At 70.4% G+C, this 16,415-nt stretch carries 13 protein-coding genes and 1 tRNA gene; 6 read left to right on the top strand and 8 right to left on the bottom strand.

Going from position 1 to position 16,415, the window contains the following annotated elements; all coding sequences use genetic code 11:
- Positions 1 to 72 precede the first annotated feature (72 nt).
- The 5 genes from B378_RS0110230 to B378_RS0110205 form a co-directional block, all read right to left on the bottom strand.
- The gene (locus B378_RS0110230) at positions 73 to 1,398 is read right to left on the bottom strand and encodes a PQQ-binding-like beta-propeller repeat protein (RefSeq protein WP_017343701.1); all 1,326 of its coding nucleotides are present in this window, start codon (positions 1,396 to 1,398) and stop codon (positions 73 to 75) included.
- Between the two features lie 160 nt (positions 1,399 to 1,558).
- Entirely contained in the window at positions 1,559 to 2,689 is a 1,131-nt protein-coding gene (locus B378_RS15890) for an FkbM family methyltransferase (RefSeq protein ID WP_155118210.1), read from the bottom strand.
- 628 nt (positions 2,690 to 3,317) lie between these two features.
- Positions 3,318 to 3,401, bottom strand: a tRNA-Leu gene (locus tag B378_RS0110215).
- 30 nt (positions 3,402 to 3,431) lie between these two features.
- Positions 3,432 to 4,484 carry a PAS domain-containing sensor histidine kinase gene (locus B378_RS0110210; protein WP_017343699.1) on the bottom strand — a complete coding sequence of 351 codons (1,053 nt, stop codon included), beginning with the start codon at positions 4,482 to 4,484 and terminating at the stop codon, positions 3,432 to 3,434.
- Positions 4,485 to 4,590: 106 nt separating this feature from the next.
- Entirely contained in the window at positions 4,591 to 5,472 is an 882-nt protein-coding gene (locus B378_RS0110205; protein WP_017343698.1) for an EamA family transporter, read from the bottom strand.
- Between the two features lie 111 nt (positions 5,473 to 5,583).
- Here B378_RS0110205 and B378_RS0110200 point away from each other — a divergent pair, with 111 nt between their 5' ends.
- Both B378_RS0110200 and B378_RS0110195 read left to right on the top strand, forming a co-directional pair.
- Positions 5,584 to 6,147, top strand: coding sequence for a DUF309 domain-containing protein (locus B378_RS0110200; RefSeq protein WP_017343697.1), 564 nt, complete (start codon positions 5,584 to 5,586; stop codon positions 6,145 to 6,147).
- 136 nt (positions 6,148 to 6,283) lie between these two features.
- A complete protein-coding gene (locus B378_RS0110195) occupies positions 6,284 to 7,087 on the top strand; it encodes a succinylglutamate desuccinylase/aspartoacylase family protein (RefSeq protein WP_017343696.1) in 804 nt (267 codons plus the stop codon).
- A 31-nt stretch (positions 7,088 to 7,118) separates the two neighbouring features.
- Here the strand turns inward: B378_RS0110195 and B378_RS0110190 are convergent, their stop codons facing one another.
- Positions 7,119 to 7,499 carry a cupin domain-containing protein gene (locus tag B378_RS0110190; protein ID WP_017343695.1) on the bottom strand — a complete coding sequence of 127 codons (381 nt, stop codon included), beginning with the start codon at positions 7,497 to 7,499 and terminating at the stop codon, positions 7,119 to 7,121.
- 113 nt (positions 7,500 to 7,612) lie between these two features.
- Here B378_RS0110190 and B378_RS0110185 point away from each other — a divergent pair, with 113 nt between their 5' ends.
- The 3 genes from B378_RS0110185 (at position 7,613) to B378_RS0110175 (ending at position 12,098) form a co-directional block, all read left to right on the top strand.
- The gene (locus tag B378_RS0110185) at positions 7,613 to 8,797 is read left to right on the top strand and encodes a M50 family metallopeptidase (RefSeq protein WP_017343694.1); all 1,185 of its coding nucleotides are present in this window, start codon (positions 7,613 to 7,615) and stop codon (positions 8,795 to 8,797) included.
- Between the two features lie 136 nt (positions 8,798 to 8,933).
- Positions 8,934 to 10,991 carry a DUF460 domain-containing protein gene (locus B378_RS0110180; protein ID WP_017343693.1) on the top strand — a complete coding sequence of 686 codons (2,058 nt, stop codon included), beginning with the start codon at positions 8,934 to 8,936 and terminating at the stop codon, positions 10,989 to 10,991.
- Positions 10,992 to 11,111: 120 nt separating this feature from the next.
- On the top strand, positions 11,112 to 12,098 hold the full coding sequence (locus tag B378_RS0110175; RefSeq protein WP_017343692.1) for a tyrosine--tRNA ligase: 987 nt from the start codon (positions 11,112 to 11,114) through the stop codon (positions 12,096 to 12,098).
- Between the two features lie 21 nt (positions 12,099 to 12,119).
- Here B378_RS0110175 and B378_RS0110170 read toward each other — a convergent pair whose 3' ends face one another.
- On the bottom strand, positions 12,120 to 12,902 hold the full coding sequence (locus B378_RS0110170) for a topoisomerase DNA-binding C4 zinc finger domain-containing protein (protein ID WP_017343691.1): 783 nt from the start codon (positions 12,900 to 12,902) through the stop codon (positions 12,120 to 12,122).
- Between the two features lie 584 nt (positions 12,903 to 13,486).
- On the bottom strand, positions 13,487 to 15,829 hold the full coding sequence (locus B378_RS0110165) for a DEAD/DEAH box helicase (protein WP_017343690.1): 2,343 nt from the start codon (positions 15,827 to 15,829) through the stop codon (positions 13,487 to 13,489).
- A gap of 202 nt (positions 15,830 to 16,031) precedes the next feature.
- Here B378_RS0110165 and B378_RS0110160 point away from each other — a divergent pair, with 202 nt between their 5' ends.
- Positions 16,032 to 16,394 (top strand): TRAM domain-containing protein, encoded by a 363-nt coding sequence (locus tag B378_RS0110160; RefSeq protein WP_017343689.1) that lies wholly within the window; start codon positions 16,032 to 16,034, stop codon positions 16,392 to 16,394.
- Positions 16,395 to 16,415: the final 21 nt, after the last annotated feature.

Raw genomic sequence — 16,415 nt, 5'->3', positions numbered from 1 at the left:
CCCGCGTTTCGCTGGACGTTCGTGACTATTTGCCGACGCACCGCCCGACCGCCCGACAGCGGGGCGGCCGGCTCACTCCGGCGCGGCGAGCCGGTAGCACATGCCGGGTTCGTCGGTGTTCTCCGGGGCGCGCTCGGTGTAGTAGACACCGTCGTCGGTGACGAACGGCGCGCTGGTCACCTCGCCGTTGCCCTCGACCGCCCAGGTCACCGAGCCGTCACCGCGATCGAGCGCGTAGAGGTGCTCGTCGTACGAGCCGACGAGGACGTGGCCGTTCGTCACGGTCACGTTCCCCGTGATCCACCCGTCGGTCGGGGTCGACCACAGCTCCTCGCCGGTCGCCAAGTCGATCGCGTAGACGTTCGTGTCGTGGCTCCCGACGTACACCGTTCCGTCGTGGACCGCCGGCGCGCACATGACGCCGCCCGTGCGGATCGGGTCGGGCTCGGCCGACGGCGACACGGAGTCGTCCGTCTGGAACTCCCAGAGCCCGGAGCCGTCGCTGACGTCGACGGCGGTGACGGTGCCGGCCCACGACGGGACCACCGCGATCCCGCGGCTGACCGCGATCGGCGCCTTGACGTCGCCGCCGGTGTCGAACGTCCACGCGCGCTCGCGGTCGACGAAAGACCACGCGTAGACGCGGCCGTCGTTGGCGCCGAACAGGAAGCGGTCGCGGTCGAGGTCGACCGCGACGGTCGAGTGCGGGTGGTCGGTCGGCCGGCCGTCGCGCCACACCTCGTCGCCGCTCTCGGCGTCCAGCGCGACGACGGCGCCGCTCGGCGGCGAGAACTCGACGGCGACGTACAGCGTTCCGTCGTGGTACGTCGGGCTGGCGGCGGCCGCGTCACCGATATCGGTCTGCCACTCGATCTCGCCGCTCGCGACCGAGACCGCGGAGACGACGCCATCGTAGGTGCCGACGTACGCCAAGCCGTCGGCGATCGCGGGGGTGCCGTGGCTCCCCCACTTGGCGTCGGAGAGGTCCGTCTCCCAGTTCGTCGTCCCGTCGACCGCGATCGACTGGATCCGGCCCGTGTCGTCCGCGACGAGCATGTCGCCCGCCGGCGTCGGCATCGGACTGCCCTTCGAGGCGGAGTGCTCGCCGCGGTTCGCCGGCACCGACCACCGCACCTCGACGGTCTCGGGTATCGTCGCGTCGATGTGGCCGTGGTTCCGGAGCCCCTGCCGGAACTGCGACGCGAGTCCGTCCGACGACTGCGGTCGGGCGTCGAGGTCCAGCGGCAGGTCGACCTCGTCGAACCCCGATCCGGCGGTGGCGGCGGGCGAGTCACCGTCGCCCGACGAGTCGCCGCCGAGCGAGCTACAGCCAGCGAGTCCCGTGACGCCGACGCCGCCGGCGACGCGGAGCAGGTCGCGACGCGTCCGTTCGGTCATAACGCCCGATTCGGGGGAGAGAATAAAAAGCCATACCGCTCGGCTGCGCGGCGGCGGGGCGGTGGCGCGGCGGCGAGCGGCCGGTCCGTAGGAGCGACGGCGCTCACCGATTCGAGTCTGGGCCGGGAGAAACAGTACCCAGAGGAACGACGACTCGCGCTCAGACCTTTTCCGCGCGGATGAACGACTGATAGCCGTCGATCGAACGCCTCTCGACGGAGAAGCCGCGGGATGCGAGAAAGTCTGACACGTCGGAGACGGAGTACCCCTGAGAGTCGAGCCGGTCCTCGTGGACCTCGCAGTAGACGAGCCGACACTCGGGGCGCGACAGGGTCGAGTCGAGGCCCTGTAGGACGTCCATCTCCGTTCCTTCGACGTCTATCTTCAACGCGGTCGGCGGCGGTGCGCGCTCCTCGGCGACGAACTCGTCGCCTCGCAGCTTCGTGACCGGGACCGATTCGGACTCCTCCTCGTAGTACTCCGTGAGGAGCGTGTGCCCGGCGGACCCGAGGTTATCGGGTCCGAACCCGGGCGAGAGCTTCATCTGTGCGCTTCCCGACGAGGCGGCCAGGGCGACGCGATGAACGGCGACCTTCGACCCGTTCAGTTCGGCGTTCCGTGCGAGCCGGTCGGCGTTCTTCGGATGGGGTTCGAACGCCACGATCGTCGTGTCGAGGACGTCAGCGGCGAGACAGGCGTACAGCCCGAGGTTCGCACCGAGGTCGTAGAAGATGTCGTCGGGCCGCAGATCCGAGAGCAGCTCTTCGAGGATGCCCCGCTCCGGGAGCCGCGCGAAATCGAGATATTCGCTTTTCGACAGCGCGTAGAGGTCCGCCTCCGCACTGCCGACCGCCACTCGGTAGGTGTCGCTCCGGAGCCGGTGCTGTTTGTACCTGAGGTCCTCCCACAGCCGCGTGGCGCGTTCGATGAACGATTGAACACGGAGCTTGGTCGTCAGTTCGGTCTCCGGCCCGGGATTGTGACTCATCGTCGCATCATGACGGTAGCGGTACATGGTTATGGACCGTCTTACGGGTGTCGCGAGCTTATGTCCCGGTTTCAGAGCTGAGGAGCGCCCCGGAATGGACTGCTTACTAACGCCTGCCGCCGGGGCAACGGCCGACGAGACCGACACCGATTCGATGTGGCGGGCTCCGCGTCCGGGCCTTGCCCCGGTCGCGGGAGCCGGTCGAAGCGCCGCGGCGACGGGGTTCGATGAGAGCGCCGCGGCTACGAGAGTCGACTGAGGAATTTTTGCGAGGGAAGAGCGCTCCGAGAGCGTCTTCCGCATCACGGGGGGGGGACCCCGGCGATGCGAGGGGAGGGATTTGAACCCACGGACCACCGCGAGACGGTCCGGCTCGCTTCGCTCGCCGGCTGCGACTCGCGTGCTCTCGTTCGCTCGCGTCGCTCGCTCACGAGACCTCTACAGGAGCGGAGCTTGAATCCGCCGCCGTTTCCGGGCTTGGCGATACCGGGGGCTCTGCGTGAGTCGAGTGAAGTTTTGCGAGGGAAGAGCGCTCCGAGAGCGTCTTCCGCATCACGGGGGGTGGACCCCGGCGATGCGAGGGGAGGGATTTGAACCACGGTCGCGCCAGAGGCGCTCCCTGATTCAAATCCTCCCCCCTGATGCATTCGCGCGTTGTGGACGCGCTCATGCGAGGGGAGGGATTTGAACCCACGGACCTCTACAGGAGCGGAGCTTGAATCCGCCGCCGTTTCCGGGCTTGGCGATACCGGGGGCTCTGCGTGAGTCGAGTGAAGTTTTGCGAGGGAAGAGCGCTCCGAGAGCGTCTTCCGCATCACGGGGGGTGGACCCCGGCGATGCGAGGGGAGGGATTTGAACCACGGTCGCGCCAGAGGCGCTCCCTGATTCAAATCCTCCCCCCTGATGCATTCGCGCGTTGTGGACGCGCTCATGCGAGGGGAGGGATTTGAACCCACGGACCTCTACAGGAGCGGAGCTTGAATCCGCCGCCGTTTCCGGGCTTGGCTACCCTCGCACGCGGACTGGCGTTGGCTCGGCCCCCCCTTTATTTCGTCGATTTCGCACCGGCCAGCGTCGCGCGGAACCCGCCCTCGGCCGACTCGCCGATCTCGAGCGTCCAGCCGTGCGCGGCCGCGACGCGCTCGACGATGGCGAGTCCGATGCCTGTGCCCCCCTCCGGCGAGACGCCGAAGTCGGTCAGTTCCGCGCGCGCCTGCTCGTCGTCCGGAAGCCCCGGTCCGTCGTCGGCCACGTACACCCCTCGGTCGTCGACGCCGACCCGGACCGTAGGCTCGTCGCCGCCGTGGTCGAAGGCGTTGCCGATGAGGTTGCTGACGGCGCGCCGGAGCAGGGTCGGGTCGCCGGCCACCGGCCCGGGGTCCTCGACGACGAGCTCGGCGTCGGCCGGGCAATCGCCGACGTCGCCCGACTCCAAGCAGTCGGCGGCGAGGTCTCCGAGGTCGACCGCGGCGTCCGCGGTCTCCACCTCGTTCGGGTCGCGGGCCATCACCAGCGCCTCGTCGATCATCGACTCGATCCGGTCGAGCGCCTCCTCGGCGGCCGCCAGCCGCTCGGTGTCGCCCGTCTCGCGGGCGAGCTCGACGTAGCCGCGGGCGACCGACAGGGGGTTCCGGAGGTCGTGCGAGAGGAAGCCGGCGAGCCGTTCGAGCCGCTCGTTGAGCCGCTCTAACTCTCGTTCGCGCTCGACGCGGTCCGTGACGTCGCGGATCACTCCGACCGCGCCGACGACCGAGCCGTCGCGCTCGATCGGCGTCAGCCGGGTCTCGGTGGTCACCTCGCCGCCGTCCGCGAGCGTCGTCGTGAGCTGGACGCGCTCGTCGTCCGTCTCGCCCGCGAGGACGCGCTCAACGGCCGCCCGGTAGCGCTCGCCGGTCTCCTCGGACCAGTACCCCTCCTCAACGAGCCGTTCCGGGTGTTCGTCGTGGAGGACGTCCTCATCGAACCCGGTCACCTCGCGGAGCCGGTCGTTGACGAACACGCGAGTCCGGTCGGCGCCGAGGACGTACGCGCCGTCGCCGAGCGCGTTCACGATCGACTCGGCGTGGTCAATCGGGCTCGACTCCGGCGAGGAGTTCATACGATCGATACGGGCCGAACGGGCAAGTGTCTCTCGGGTAGCGGCAGGCGTGACGGTCGAGGTGGGCGGCGGCTCCTCCCGCGCGCCGTCCGTCCCGCGCGCCGCCTCAGCCCGCGATCATCGCGACGCCGACCACCGCGAGGACGGCCGCGACGAGCCGGAGCCGGAAGTGGCGCTCGCCGAGCAGCACGCCTCCGAGGACGACCGCGACGATCGCCTGCGTGTTGATCACCGGGGAGGCGACGCTCGCGGGCAGCGCCGCGAACGCGACCGTCGTCAGGTGCTCGCCCAGCGCGACGAGCGCGCCGGCCGCGAGGAACTTCGGAACGTCGTCGCGGCTCGCCTCGATCGGGTTCCGGATCGCCGCGGGGAGCAGCACGACCGCGACGCCGACGAGCAGCAGCGGCACCCAGAGCGTGCCGGGAATCGCGAGCTCCTGGAGCGCCACCCGCTTGCCCACGTCCGCGACCGCGTAGCAGGCCGCGCTCGCGAGCGCCAGCTGCGCGGGACGCGAGCGGGCGGCCCGCGCGAGCGGCGCGAAGAAGCTGCCCGGCTCGTAGTTCGCGACGTACACCGCGAGCGTGGTGACGACGACGCCGGCGACCTGGATCGGCGCCAGCACCTGCCCGAGCAGCCCGACCTCCAGCGGGAGGACGAACATCGGGACGACCTTGTTGATCGGCGCGACGTACGACACCGCCCCGTTCTCGATGGCGCGCAGGAAGAGGACGAACGCCGCGGCCGTCGCGAGGCTCGTGACGGCGACGACCGCGAACCGCCGCGGGACGACGAGCCCGGACAGCCCGGCCGCGGCGTCGCCGAAGCCGACCGTGAGCCCGGTCGCAGCGAGGAACCACCCGAGCGCCGCGGCGTTTATCGCCACCGTCAGCGCGGCGGGGGGATACTCCGAGAAGGCGCGCTTCAGGACGAAGAGGTACGTCCCCCAGACGACGGCGGCGGCGAGCGCGAAGAGGAGTCCGGCGTCCATTCGTTCGCCCCGAGCGCGACCGGAGGAAAGAAGGGTTCGATCCGGCCCCGAGCCGGTTCATCCCCCTCCCCCGCGAAACGGTTAGGTCGCTCCCGCGTGAACGGCCCGGACATGGACGACCACACCCGCGACCCGGGCGTCGCCCCGCCGCTCGGGAACCCGACCGGGTGGCACGCGGGCGACCGACCCAACTCGTCCGGGGCAGGTGAGGAGGACGAGTCGTCGGGCGGCCCGCCGGACGCGCGGGCGGTCGGCGGCTACTGGGAACACGCGACGCTTCGGCGCGCGACCGAACACGGCGTGCGGCTGTTCAACGACGGCGCCTACCACGAGAGCCACGACTGCTTCGAAGACGAGTGGTATAATTACGGCAGCGGCACCGCAGAGAGCGCCTTCCTCCACGGGATGGTTCAGGTCGCGGCCGGCGCGTACAAGCGCGTCGACTTCGAGAACGACGCCGGGATGCGGTCGCTGTTCGAGACGGCCCTCCAGTACCTCGACGGCGTCCCGGGCGACTTCTACGGGGTCGACGTCGACGACGTCCGGGAGACGCTCCGCGCCGCGCTCGACGACCCGAGCGCGGTCGACGGCTGGCGGATCGCCCTCGACGACGCGCGGCCCCCCGCCTACCCGGCCGACTACGAGTACGCGGATCAGGTGGACGAGGGCCACTGAGCGCGTCGACGAGGGGCACTAAGCGCGTCGACGGGGGGCACTGAGCACGTCGACGGGAAACCGAGGGCGACGCCGCCGATTCGGCCCTCCGTCTCCGATCCGAACGCCACTTATCCGCCGCGCGTCTGCGGGACGTATGGAAGTTCACGATCTGGGCGACGGGGAGCCCGAGGTCGCCGTCGTCGGCGCGATCCACGGCGACGAGCCCTGCGGCGCTCGCGCCGTCGAGCGCCTGCTCGACGCCGACCTCGCCCCCGAGCGCCCGGTGCGGCTGATCGTCGCCAACGAGGAGGCCCTCGCCGCCGGCGAGCGGTACCTCGACGCCGACCTCAACCGGGTGTTCCCGGGCAACCGCGACGCGGCGGCCCACGAGGTGCGGCTCGCGGCCGACCTCGTCGACGCCGTAGAGGGGTGTACGACCCTCGCGATCCACTCGACGCAGTCGTACGCCGAGCCGTTCGCCGTCATCGACTCGATGGACGAGGTGACGCGCGCGGTCGCGCCGCATCTCCCGGTCGACGCCGTGATCCAGACCGACGCGTTCACCGAGGGGCGCCTCATCGAACACCCGCACACGCTCGAAGTGGAGGCGGGACTTCAGGGCTCGGAGGCCGCCGCGGACAACGCCTACTGGCTGGCGCGGGCGTTCCTCGCCGCGACCGGCGCCGTCTCCGCGCCCGGCGCCGACGACGTGCTCGACGTCGGCGGCCGCGAGGACGTCCCGGTGTTCAGGCTCCGGGAGCGGATCCCGAAGCCGGAGGCGGAGACGTACGAGGTGTTCGCGCGCAACTTCGAGCGCGTCGAGTCCGGCGAGCGGTTCGCGGCCGCGGACGGCGAGCCGCTCCTCGCCGACGAGCCCTTCTACCCCGTGCTGCTGTCGCCGAACGGCTACCGCGACCAGTTCGGCTACGTCGCCGACCGCGTCGGCACGCTGGAGTAGTCGGCGGGCCCGGACCGGGACAGTCGAATTGCTACTCGACGAGTTCGATCGTATCGTCGCCGTTCGGCACCGCGCAGATGAACGCGCCGGGCTCGTCGCCTTCGTTGCGGTACCAGTGTTCGACGCCCGCGGGGATGAGGAGCGCGTCGCCGGGCGAGACGGTGTGCTCCTCGTCCCCGATCCCAACGACGTACTCGCCGGCGAGGACGTACTGCTCGTGTTCGACCGCGTTGGTGTGTCGGGGGACCTCGGCGCCCGCCGCGAGTTCGAACCGGCGCATCGCGAAGTTCGGGGCGCCGTCGGACTCGTCGAGGAGGACGCCCTTCGAGAGTCCCTCGGCGGCGTCGACGGGTTCGTAGCGGATTTCTTCGCCGCGCTTCACGACCGGGTCGGTGTGGGCTGCGTCGCTCATGGGCGTCTGTGACGGGAGCCGGGTATTTAAGCCATCACCGACCGGACCGTGCGAGCGGTCCGATCGCTTCCCGGACCCCGTGACTTAACCGGTCACCACCCGAACTCGATGGCATGCGTGGAATCAAGGTCGGGAGCGCGTTCGGCATTCCGATCCGCCTCAACTGGACCTTCCTGATCGTTTTACCGCTGTTCGCGTACCTCATCGGCGGACAGGTGGGAGAGATCGCCGGAGTGATGAACGAGGTCGCCGGGCTCGGGATCGACGCGGGCGCGGTCGCGGCCGGCAACACCCCGTGGCTGCTCGGGCTGACGGCCGCGGTGGGGCTGTTCGTCGGGGTGTTGCTCCACGAGTTCGGCCACTCGCTGGTCGCGATGCGCTACGGCTACGAGATCGAGTCGATCACGCTGTGGCTGCTCGGCGGGCTCGCCAGCTTCAAAGACTTCCCCGAGGACTGGAAACACGAGTTCTGGATCGCGATCGCCGGCCCGCTCGTCAGCGTCGCGGTCGGGGTCGCCTGCTACGGGGTCGTCCTCGTCGGTGCGGGCGGCTCCGACGCCCTCCTCTTCGTGTTCGGCTACCTCGCGCTGTTGAACGTCGTCCTCGCGGTGTTCAACATGCTCCCCGCGTTCCCGATGGACGGCGGCCGGGTCCTCCGGGCGCTGCTCGCGCGGAACCAGCCGCACGCGCAGGCGACCCAGCGGGCCGCCGCCGTGGGGAAGGTGTTCGCGTTCCTGATGGGGATCATCGGCCTGTTCACGTTCCAGCTGCTTCTCATCGTGCTCGCCTTCTTCGTCTACATCGCCGCCTCCGGCGAGGCGCAGCAGACGACCCTGAAGGCCGCCTTCGAGGGCGTCACCGTCACGGACATCATGACGCCCCGCGATGACCTCCACACGGTGTCGGAGGACACCTCCGTCGCCGACCTGATGAGCCGGATGTTCGAGGAGCGCCACACCGGCTACCCCGTCCTCGACGGCGACGAACTCGTCGGGATGGTCACCTTAGAGGACGCCCGCTCGGTCCGCGAGGTCGAGCGCGACGCCTACCGCGTCGACGACGTGATGGCGACCGACCTCGTCGCGGCCGACCCGAACGCCGACGCCCTGACCGCGCTCCAGACCATGCAGGAACACGGCGTCGGGCGACTGCCCGTGGTCGACGCCGACGGCGAGCTCGTCGGCCTCATCTCGCGGTCGGACCTGATGACCGCGTTCAACATCATCCAGACCGGCGGAACGCCCGGGATCATCAGCGGCCGGCAGCAGGGGGCGGGCGACGAGCCGCGGATCCTCTGAGGGCTCGTCAACTTAGCGCCGATCCGCTGACCGCCCGCCGATTCGACATCGATCCACCGACCGCTCACCAACTCGCCGGCGAGGAATCGTCTCCCCCGGCGTGGGGTATATACGCGGCAACGACCTACCTCGGGCCGTGACAACCCGGACCATCCGCGCCCGCGACCGGCCGGTGTTCGGCGTCGACGTCCACAGCGGCGACGTCCGCGGCGACAGCCCCTCCTACGCGCTCGTGATACTCGATCCGGTCGACGAGGACGACCCGGACGCCCCGGACGCAGACGGGCCGATGGCGCGGGTCACCCGCGACGTGGTCTCCTTCCGGAAGCTCTGCCGGCTGATCGACGACCGCGAGCCCCTCTACGTCGCCACCGACAACGCCTACGAGCTGGCGGCCGACAAGGGGGAGCTCGTCAACTTCCTCCGGTCGCTCCCGGACGGTACCCGGCTCGTTCAGGTGACCGGCGCGGAGCGCCCGGAGCCGCTCTCGCGGGTCGCCTCCCGCCACGGGATCCCCTACGGGAAGGAGCCGATGAAGGAGGCGGAGGCGGCCGCGCGGCTCGCCGCGGCCAACGTCGGCCACGAGGTTACCGCCTTCACCGACGAGACGCGGGTGAAGGTGTCCCGCGGGCGCTCGACCGGCAAGGGCGGGTGGAGCCAGGACCGCTACACCCGACGGATCCACGGCAACGTGAAGAAGCGGACGCGGCAGGTCCAGTCGAAGCTGAAGGAGGCGAACCTCGACTTCGAGCGCGACGTGACCGAGAAGTACGGCGGCTACGCGAACGCGACGTTCACGGTCGAGGCGCGCCCCGAGGACATCCCCGTGTCGAACTCGCGGGCCGGCGACGTGCGCGTCGAGGTCGAGCGCGAGCGCCGCGACGGCATCGAGTACGAGCCGCTCGTACAGCGGCGCGACCGCGTCATCGTCGGGATCGACCCCGGGACCACCACCGCGGCCGCGGTCGTCGGGCTCGACGGCACCGTCCACGCGCTCTACTCCTCGCGGACCGGCGACACCGCCGAGGTGACCGAGTGGATCGTCGAGCAGGGCCGCCCGATCATCGTCGCCGCCGACGTGGAGCCGATGCCGGAGACCGTCGAGAAGTTCCGGCGCTCGTTCGACGCCGCGGGGTGGAAGCCCACCACCGATCTCCCGGTCGACGAGAAGCTCCACCGCACCCGCGAGGCGAGCTACGACAACGACCACGAGCGCGACGCGCTCGCGGCCGCGCTGTACGCCTACGACGACCACGAGGACCAGTTCGAGCGGATCGCGGCGAAGACGCCGCCCCGGCTCGACCGCGAGGCGGTGATCGCCGGCGTCGTCGCGGGCGAGTCCTCGGTCGAGGCCGTCATCGACGACCTGAGCGAGGACGACGGGAGCGGCGGTGGCGGGAGCGGCGACGGCGACGGCGACGAGTCGGACCCCACGGAGCCGGAGCGCACCGAGGAGGAGGAGACGATCCGGCGGCTCCGCGAGCGCGTCGACCGGCTGGAGTCGCACGCCGAGTCGCTGGAGGAGGACTTAGAGGAGCGCGACGACCGGATCGCGGAGCTTGAGGGGGAGTTAGAGGAGGCGAAACGCGAGGAGCGCATCGAGGCCCGCGAGCGTCGGGCGGTCTCGCGGCTCGAACGCGAGACGGACCGGTTGGAGCGCGAGCGCGACGAGGCACAGGAGCGCGTCGCGGACCTCGAACGGAAGGTGGAGACGTTGAAAGAGCTGTGGCGGCTCGACCACTCGAACTTCGGCGACGTCGCGGAGGAGCGGGGGCTCGTGAGCGTGAAAGTCGTCGAGCAGTTCACGCTCGACGCGCTCGACGCCGCGGACGAGGCGTACGGGCTCGTCGCCGGCGACGTGGTGTTCCTCCGGGACGCGTCCGGCGCCGGCCGCCGGACCGCCGAGCGCCTCGCGGAGACGGAGCCGCGAGCGGTGATCCGCGGCGAGGGGAACCTCTCGGACGTCGCGGACGCGGTGCTGTTCGAGCGCGGGGTGCCGGTGGTGCCCGCGGACGCCGTGCCGGTCCGCGAGGTGGACGAGCTGGCGGTCGCGAGCGAGGAGGACCTCGTCGCGGCCGTCGAGGAGTGGGAGGAGGAGGCCGAGGAGCGGCGGCGCGACCAGAAGGCCGAGCGGATCGACCGGATCATCTCCGAACACCGGGCGGGGCGGACGCTGCCCGAGACGGAGGAGTAAGGGCGGCGGGGTCGCCTCGAACCCGAAGAGCGAGCGCCCGACGGCCGCGCTGGCGGCGCTCCGCGTGATCCGTCGGCACGCATCCAGAAGTCATATGTCCGGTAACGCACAGTCGGACGTATGGACGCTCACGAGCTGATCACCCGGAACGCGGCCGAGGTGGTCACCGAGGCGGAGATCGAGGCGCTGGCCGACGACCCCGAGGGTAAGCGGGCGTACGTCGGCTACGAGCCCTCGGGCGTGCTCCACATCGGTCACATGCTCACCGCGAACAAGCTCATCGACCTCCAGGAGGCGGGGTTCGAGGTGACCGTACTGTTGGCCGACGTACACGCGTACCTCAACGACAAGGGGTCGTTCGAGGAGATCCGCCACACCGCGGAGCGGATGCGCGACCAGTTCATCGCCTACGGGCTCGACGAGTCGAACACGCAGTTCGTCCTCGGCTCCGACTTCCAGCTCGACGACGACTACACCCTCGACCTCCACGCCCTCGAACTGGAGACCACGCTCGCCCGCGCTGAGCGGGCGATGGCCGAGATCACCTCCGGCGACTCGGTGAAGGTGTCGCAGGCCGTCTACCCGCTGATGCAGGCGCTCGACATCCCGTACCTCGGCGTCGACATCGCGGTCGGCGGGATGGAACAGCGCAAGGTCCACATGCTCGCGCGCGACGTGTTACCGAGCATCGACCGCGAGCCGCCGACGAGCCTCCACACGCCGCTCATCGCCGACCTCGGCACCGGCCGCGGGAAGATGTCCTCCAGCGAGGGCGTCACCATCTCGATGGAGGACTCCCGCGAGGACATCGAGTCGAAGGTGAACGACGCCTACTGCCCGCCCACCGCCGACCCCGAGCCGGCGGACGACGGCACGGCCCGCGACAACCCCGTCCTCCAGGTGTTCGAGTACCACGTGTTCCCGCGGTTCGACGCGGTGACCGTCGAGCGCCCGGAAGAGTACGGCGGGAATCTTGAGTACGACGCCTACGACGACTTGGAGGCGGACTTGGAGTCCGGCGAGCTCCATCCCGCGGACGCGAAGGGCGCGCTCGCGGAGTACCTCGACCGCCTCATCGCCCCGGGCCGCCAGCAGCTCGCGGAGTAGCCCGGTCGCGTTCTCCGGCCGCTACGCGTCGTTCGGTCTCTGTTCTTCCGACTCTCTACCCGCCGCGTGTCCGTCGAGCGGGCAGGTGCCGTCCAGACAGCCCAGCCCGGCGGCCGTCTCGAAGACGGGGAGCCCGCAGTCGCACTCGTCGACGACGACGCCCGCCGGGAACGAGAAGGTGGTCTCGCAGTCGGGGTAGTTCTCGCAGCCGAGGTAGACGCGGCCGGGCGCGGAGCGCACCCGGAGGTCGCCGTCGCAGTCCGGGCAGTCCCAAACCCCGTCAAAGCGGTCGCTGACGGCGTCCTCCATCGGGTCGCAGGCGGGGTCGAGACAGAGGTGGAACGGCTCGCCGCGCTCGACGCGAATCTTCGGGAGCCCGCAGTCGTCGCAGGTCGCGTCCGTCACGCTCGCGCCCGCCGGGAGCCCCCAGCGTTCCTCGCAGTCGAGACAGACCACGTCGCCGCGCGAGCGCACGAGCGGCCCGCCGTCGTCCGGGCAGGTCCCGACCGGAACGCCCGCCTCGGTGACGGGGAGCGCGCGGCTCGCGGTCGCCTCCTCGGCGACGACCCGGAGTTGTCGAGAGCCGTCGCGGGCGGTGACGGTGAACCCGTCGCCGTCACCCTCGACGACGACGCTCTCGGGACGGGTGAGCCACGCGACGGGCTGGTAGCCGTCGGCGTCGTGGACGAGCGTCGTGTCGTCGGGCTTTATCAAGACGACGACGCGCCCGCGGTGGGTGCGGGTGCGGTCGCCGCGGTCGGTCACTACGCAGTCGCCGGCCAGCACGCGGAGTCGTTGCGGCATGCGTCGGGTGGCCGCGGTATGGGTGAAAAGCGCTCGTTGCGGGGGTTTATGTGGGATACGTGGCGGGTCGCGGTGACTACTGGTGGAGCGACGAGGTGGCGAATCGCTCGGACGCTCCGGTCGTTTATTTATAAATGGTCGCTGTCAGATCGGCGGCGAACACCGCCAAAGCCCCAGTCGCTCGTTTATAAATAGCTGTTAGCAGAGCGCCGGCGAACACTCCCAAAGCCCCAGCCGCGAGGCGAGCGCACGCTCGCTGCGCGCCTCGCTCAGTCGCTCGCGCTGCTCGCTCCTTCGCTGCGGTGCTTACGTCGCCTGCGCCCCCCTCGCGGCTGCCCCTTTGAGTCCCGCCCCGCACGGCACCGCCCCGCGCCTCACGCCTCCCCAGCCTCGTCAGTCGCCTCCGCTTCGCTCCGGCGACTGACTCCCTCGCGCGGTGCTGTCTCGCGGCCGCCGGTGGCGGCCGCTCGCAGGCACGCGCCACCGCCTCGTTTATTTATAAGCTATCGGCGCCACCGGTGTTGGCATTTAAATACCCCATCGCTGACAACAGTTCGCAAAATCGGATTCGGACGCCGGCTCGCCTACTCCACGCGAACCGTCCGCGTCGCCGTGACCGGAAGCAGCGGCAGGTCCGGGAAGACGACCTCGACAACGAACTCTAACTCGTCGGCGTCGGGGGTTCCGAACACGCCGACTGGGACGGTCACCTCGCCGTCGAGGTACGTCGTCGTCGCGGTCATCTCCACGTCGTTGACGGTGACGCGGATCCCCGCGCGGGCGCTCCCGGAGACGGCGGTTACGGCGACCTCGCACATCTCGTTTTCGCCGACCGCGATGGTCTCGGGGAACTCGCCCCAGTCGACGTCGATCCGGGGACAGTCGCGCGCGGCGTCGACGATGCGCTCCGCGACGGAGCCGCTCATGCCGGCGTTTTCGAGCTCTTTCGCGCCGGCGTCGACGACGTCGGCCGGGGAGGTGAGCCCGGCGTCCGCGAGGCGCTCGGCGCGACCGGAGCCGACCCCTTCGATGGCGGTGAGCGCGACCGCCTCGCGGGAGACGCCGTGTTCGACGCGCGCCTCGACGCGGCGGGCGAGGTTGGCGGCGCGCGGGCCGGCGAAGCGGTCGAGGAACTCCGCGAGCGCGGCGAGCAGGCGGAGGGCGTTCTGCCGGATCACCCACGCGTCCGATCGGAGGTCCGAGGGGATCGAGTCCGCCATCCCCGCCAGCAGGATGGCGAACACCTTGCGGTGGCCGTCTTCGAGGTCGGTGTCGCGCCCGTCGAGGATCCGGTCGATCGCGTCCGACTCGGCCGAGCGCGCCGAGACGGAGTCGAACTCGCCGGCCGACGCGACGGTCTCAAGCACGAAATCGACCGTCAGCGTCTCGCGGTCGGCGAGGCGCCGGAAGCGGCGCGCGGTGTCCAAGCGGAGGTAGTACTTCGAGGCGAGGCGCCCGAGGGCGGTCGGTTCGATCGCGAGATCGTCGTCGGCCGCGACGAACCCGTCGTCGACGAGCGATTCGAGCGTGTCGCGCACGCGGTCGCGGAGCGTCGGGAAGTCGTACTGCTCCGGCTGCGACTTCGCGCGGACGTAGTAGAAGGTGGTCTCTAACCACGCCATCACGTCTTCGAGCCCGCGGATCGTCCCCATCGCGATCTCGGCGTTGAGATGGGATTCGAGGTCGGCGGCGAGCCGCGACTCGATCTCCTTGCCGTCGCGGAGCAGCTTGCGGTACTTGTCGGCGTCCGCGCGGTCGCAGACCACCCAGCCGTACCCCACGTCGTCGTACTCGGGGCGGCCGGCGCGGCCGAGCATCTGGAGCACGTCCAAAGGCGAGATGTCCGTCTCCCCCTCCAGCGGGTCGTGGTACTTCGTGTCGCGGATGACGACGCAGCGGGCGGGGAGGTTCACCCCCCACGCGAGCGTCGACGTCGAGAAGAGGAACTTGATCTTCCCCTGCTTGAACCACTCCTCGACGCGGTCGCGGTCGTCCTTGCCGAGGCCGGCGTGGTGGAAGCCGACGCCGTCCGTGACCGACTGGCGGAGGGTGTCGTTGGTGAGCTCCGTCGCCTCGTTGTGGAAGTCGTAGTCGTCCCGCGAGTCGATCGGGATGTCGCGCTCGGTGATCTCGTCACGCGCCTTCTTCGCGGCCTGGACCGTGTCCTGCCGCGAGGAGACGAACACCAAGGCCTGCCCGTCCTCGCGGACGTGCGGCTCGGCCAGGTCGAGCGCGCGGTAGAGCCGGCGGTACTTGTCGGCGAACGCGTTCGACCCGTGCGAGTACGTCTTCACGCCCGTTTCGAGGTCGACCGGGCGGTACTCGTCGCCGAACGCGTACGTCGTCTCCGCGGGCGCGTCGAGCCACTCCGCGACGTCGTCGATGTTCGGCATCGTCGCCGACAGCGCCACGACGCGCGGGTCCTGGAGCCGACGAAGCCGCGAGACGGTCACCTCCAGCACCGCGCCGCGCTTCTCGGAGTCGAGCAGGTGGACCTCGTCGATGACGACGCAGTCCACGTCGGTGATAAAGGAGTAGCGGGCGGAGTCGTGCTTCCGCGTCGCGCTGTCGGCCTTCTCGGGGGTCGTCACCAGCACGTCGGCGCGCTCGGCGCGGCGGGGGTTGAGGTCGCGCTCGCCGGAGACGACGTAGACGGAGTAGCCCAGCTCCTCGAACCGCTCCCACTCGCTCTCCTTCTCGTTGGTGAGCGCGCGCAGGGGGGCGACGAAGAGGGCCGTCCCGCCCTCGGAGAGGGTCTTACAGATCGCGAGCTCGGCGAGCGCCGTCTTCCCGGAGGCCGTCGGCGCCGACGCGACGACGTTGTGGTCGGTCTCTAAGATGCCCGGGAGCGCCTCCCGCTGCATCCGGTTGAACTCGTCGAACCCGAAGGCGTCAGCGAACTCCGGCACCGCGTCCGCGACCTTCACGGCACACCACACCCGGACGCGTGTCGTCGGGAACCGCGGCTGTGTCGCATCGGATCGAGAGGGGGGCTTCGAGGGCAAAGGCGTTTCTCATGCGGGCGCGAGGAGAATCGGACCGTCGAGCGGCGGGAGCGCGAGGCCACGGGGCGCCGACGCGGGGTCGCGGACCCACATCGTTTAGGTGACCGCGGTCGACCGCACGGGTATGATCCCATCGTCACCGGTCGTCGTCGGCATCGCCGTCGCGGTCGCGCTGCTCGCGCTGTTCGTGCTCGCCCGACGGCTCCGCGGGCCGTCCGCCGACGCGCGCGAGTCGAAGCGCGCCCACGACGCGGCCCAGGAGCGCGACCCGCCGGTCGAGATCGGCGAGACGTACGAGTTCGGCGTCACCGAGCTCACCGACCACCACTCCGGCGAGGAGGTCGCCGTCGGCAAGGTCGAGGGGTTCGTCCTCTTCACCGAGGATATCCCCGGCGGCCTCGAACCGGGAGACGTGATCCGCGCGAAGGTACTCTCCTTCAACGAGGGGCGCACCTCTGCGGACGCGACGTTCGTCGGACGCGCGTAGCCGCGCCGAGACCGCCGTCGG

It is taken from the genome of Halorubrum sp. T3 (assembly GCF_000296615.1).
GTDB lineage: Archaea > Halobacteriota > Halobacteria > Halobacteriales > Haloferacaceae > Halorubrum > Halorubrum ruber.
Note: the sequence above shows the minus strand (reverse complement) of the source record. Positions and strands in the feature narration are given on the sequence as shown.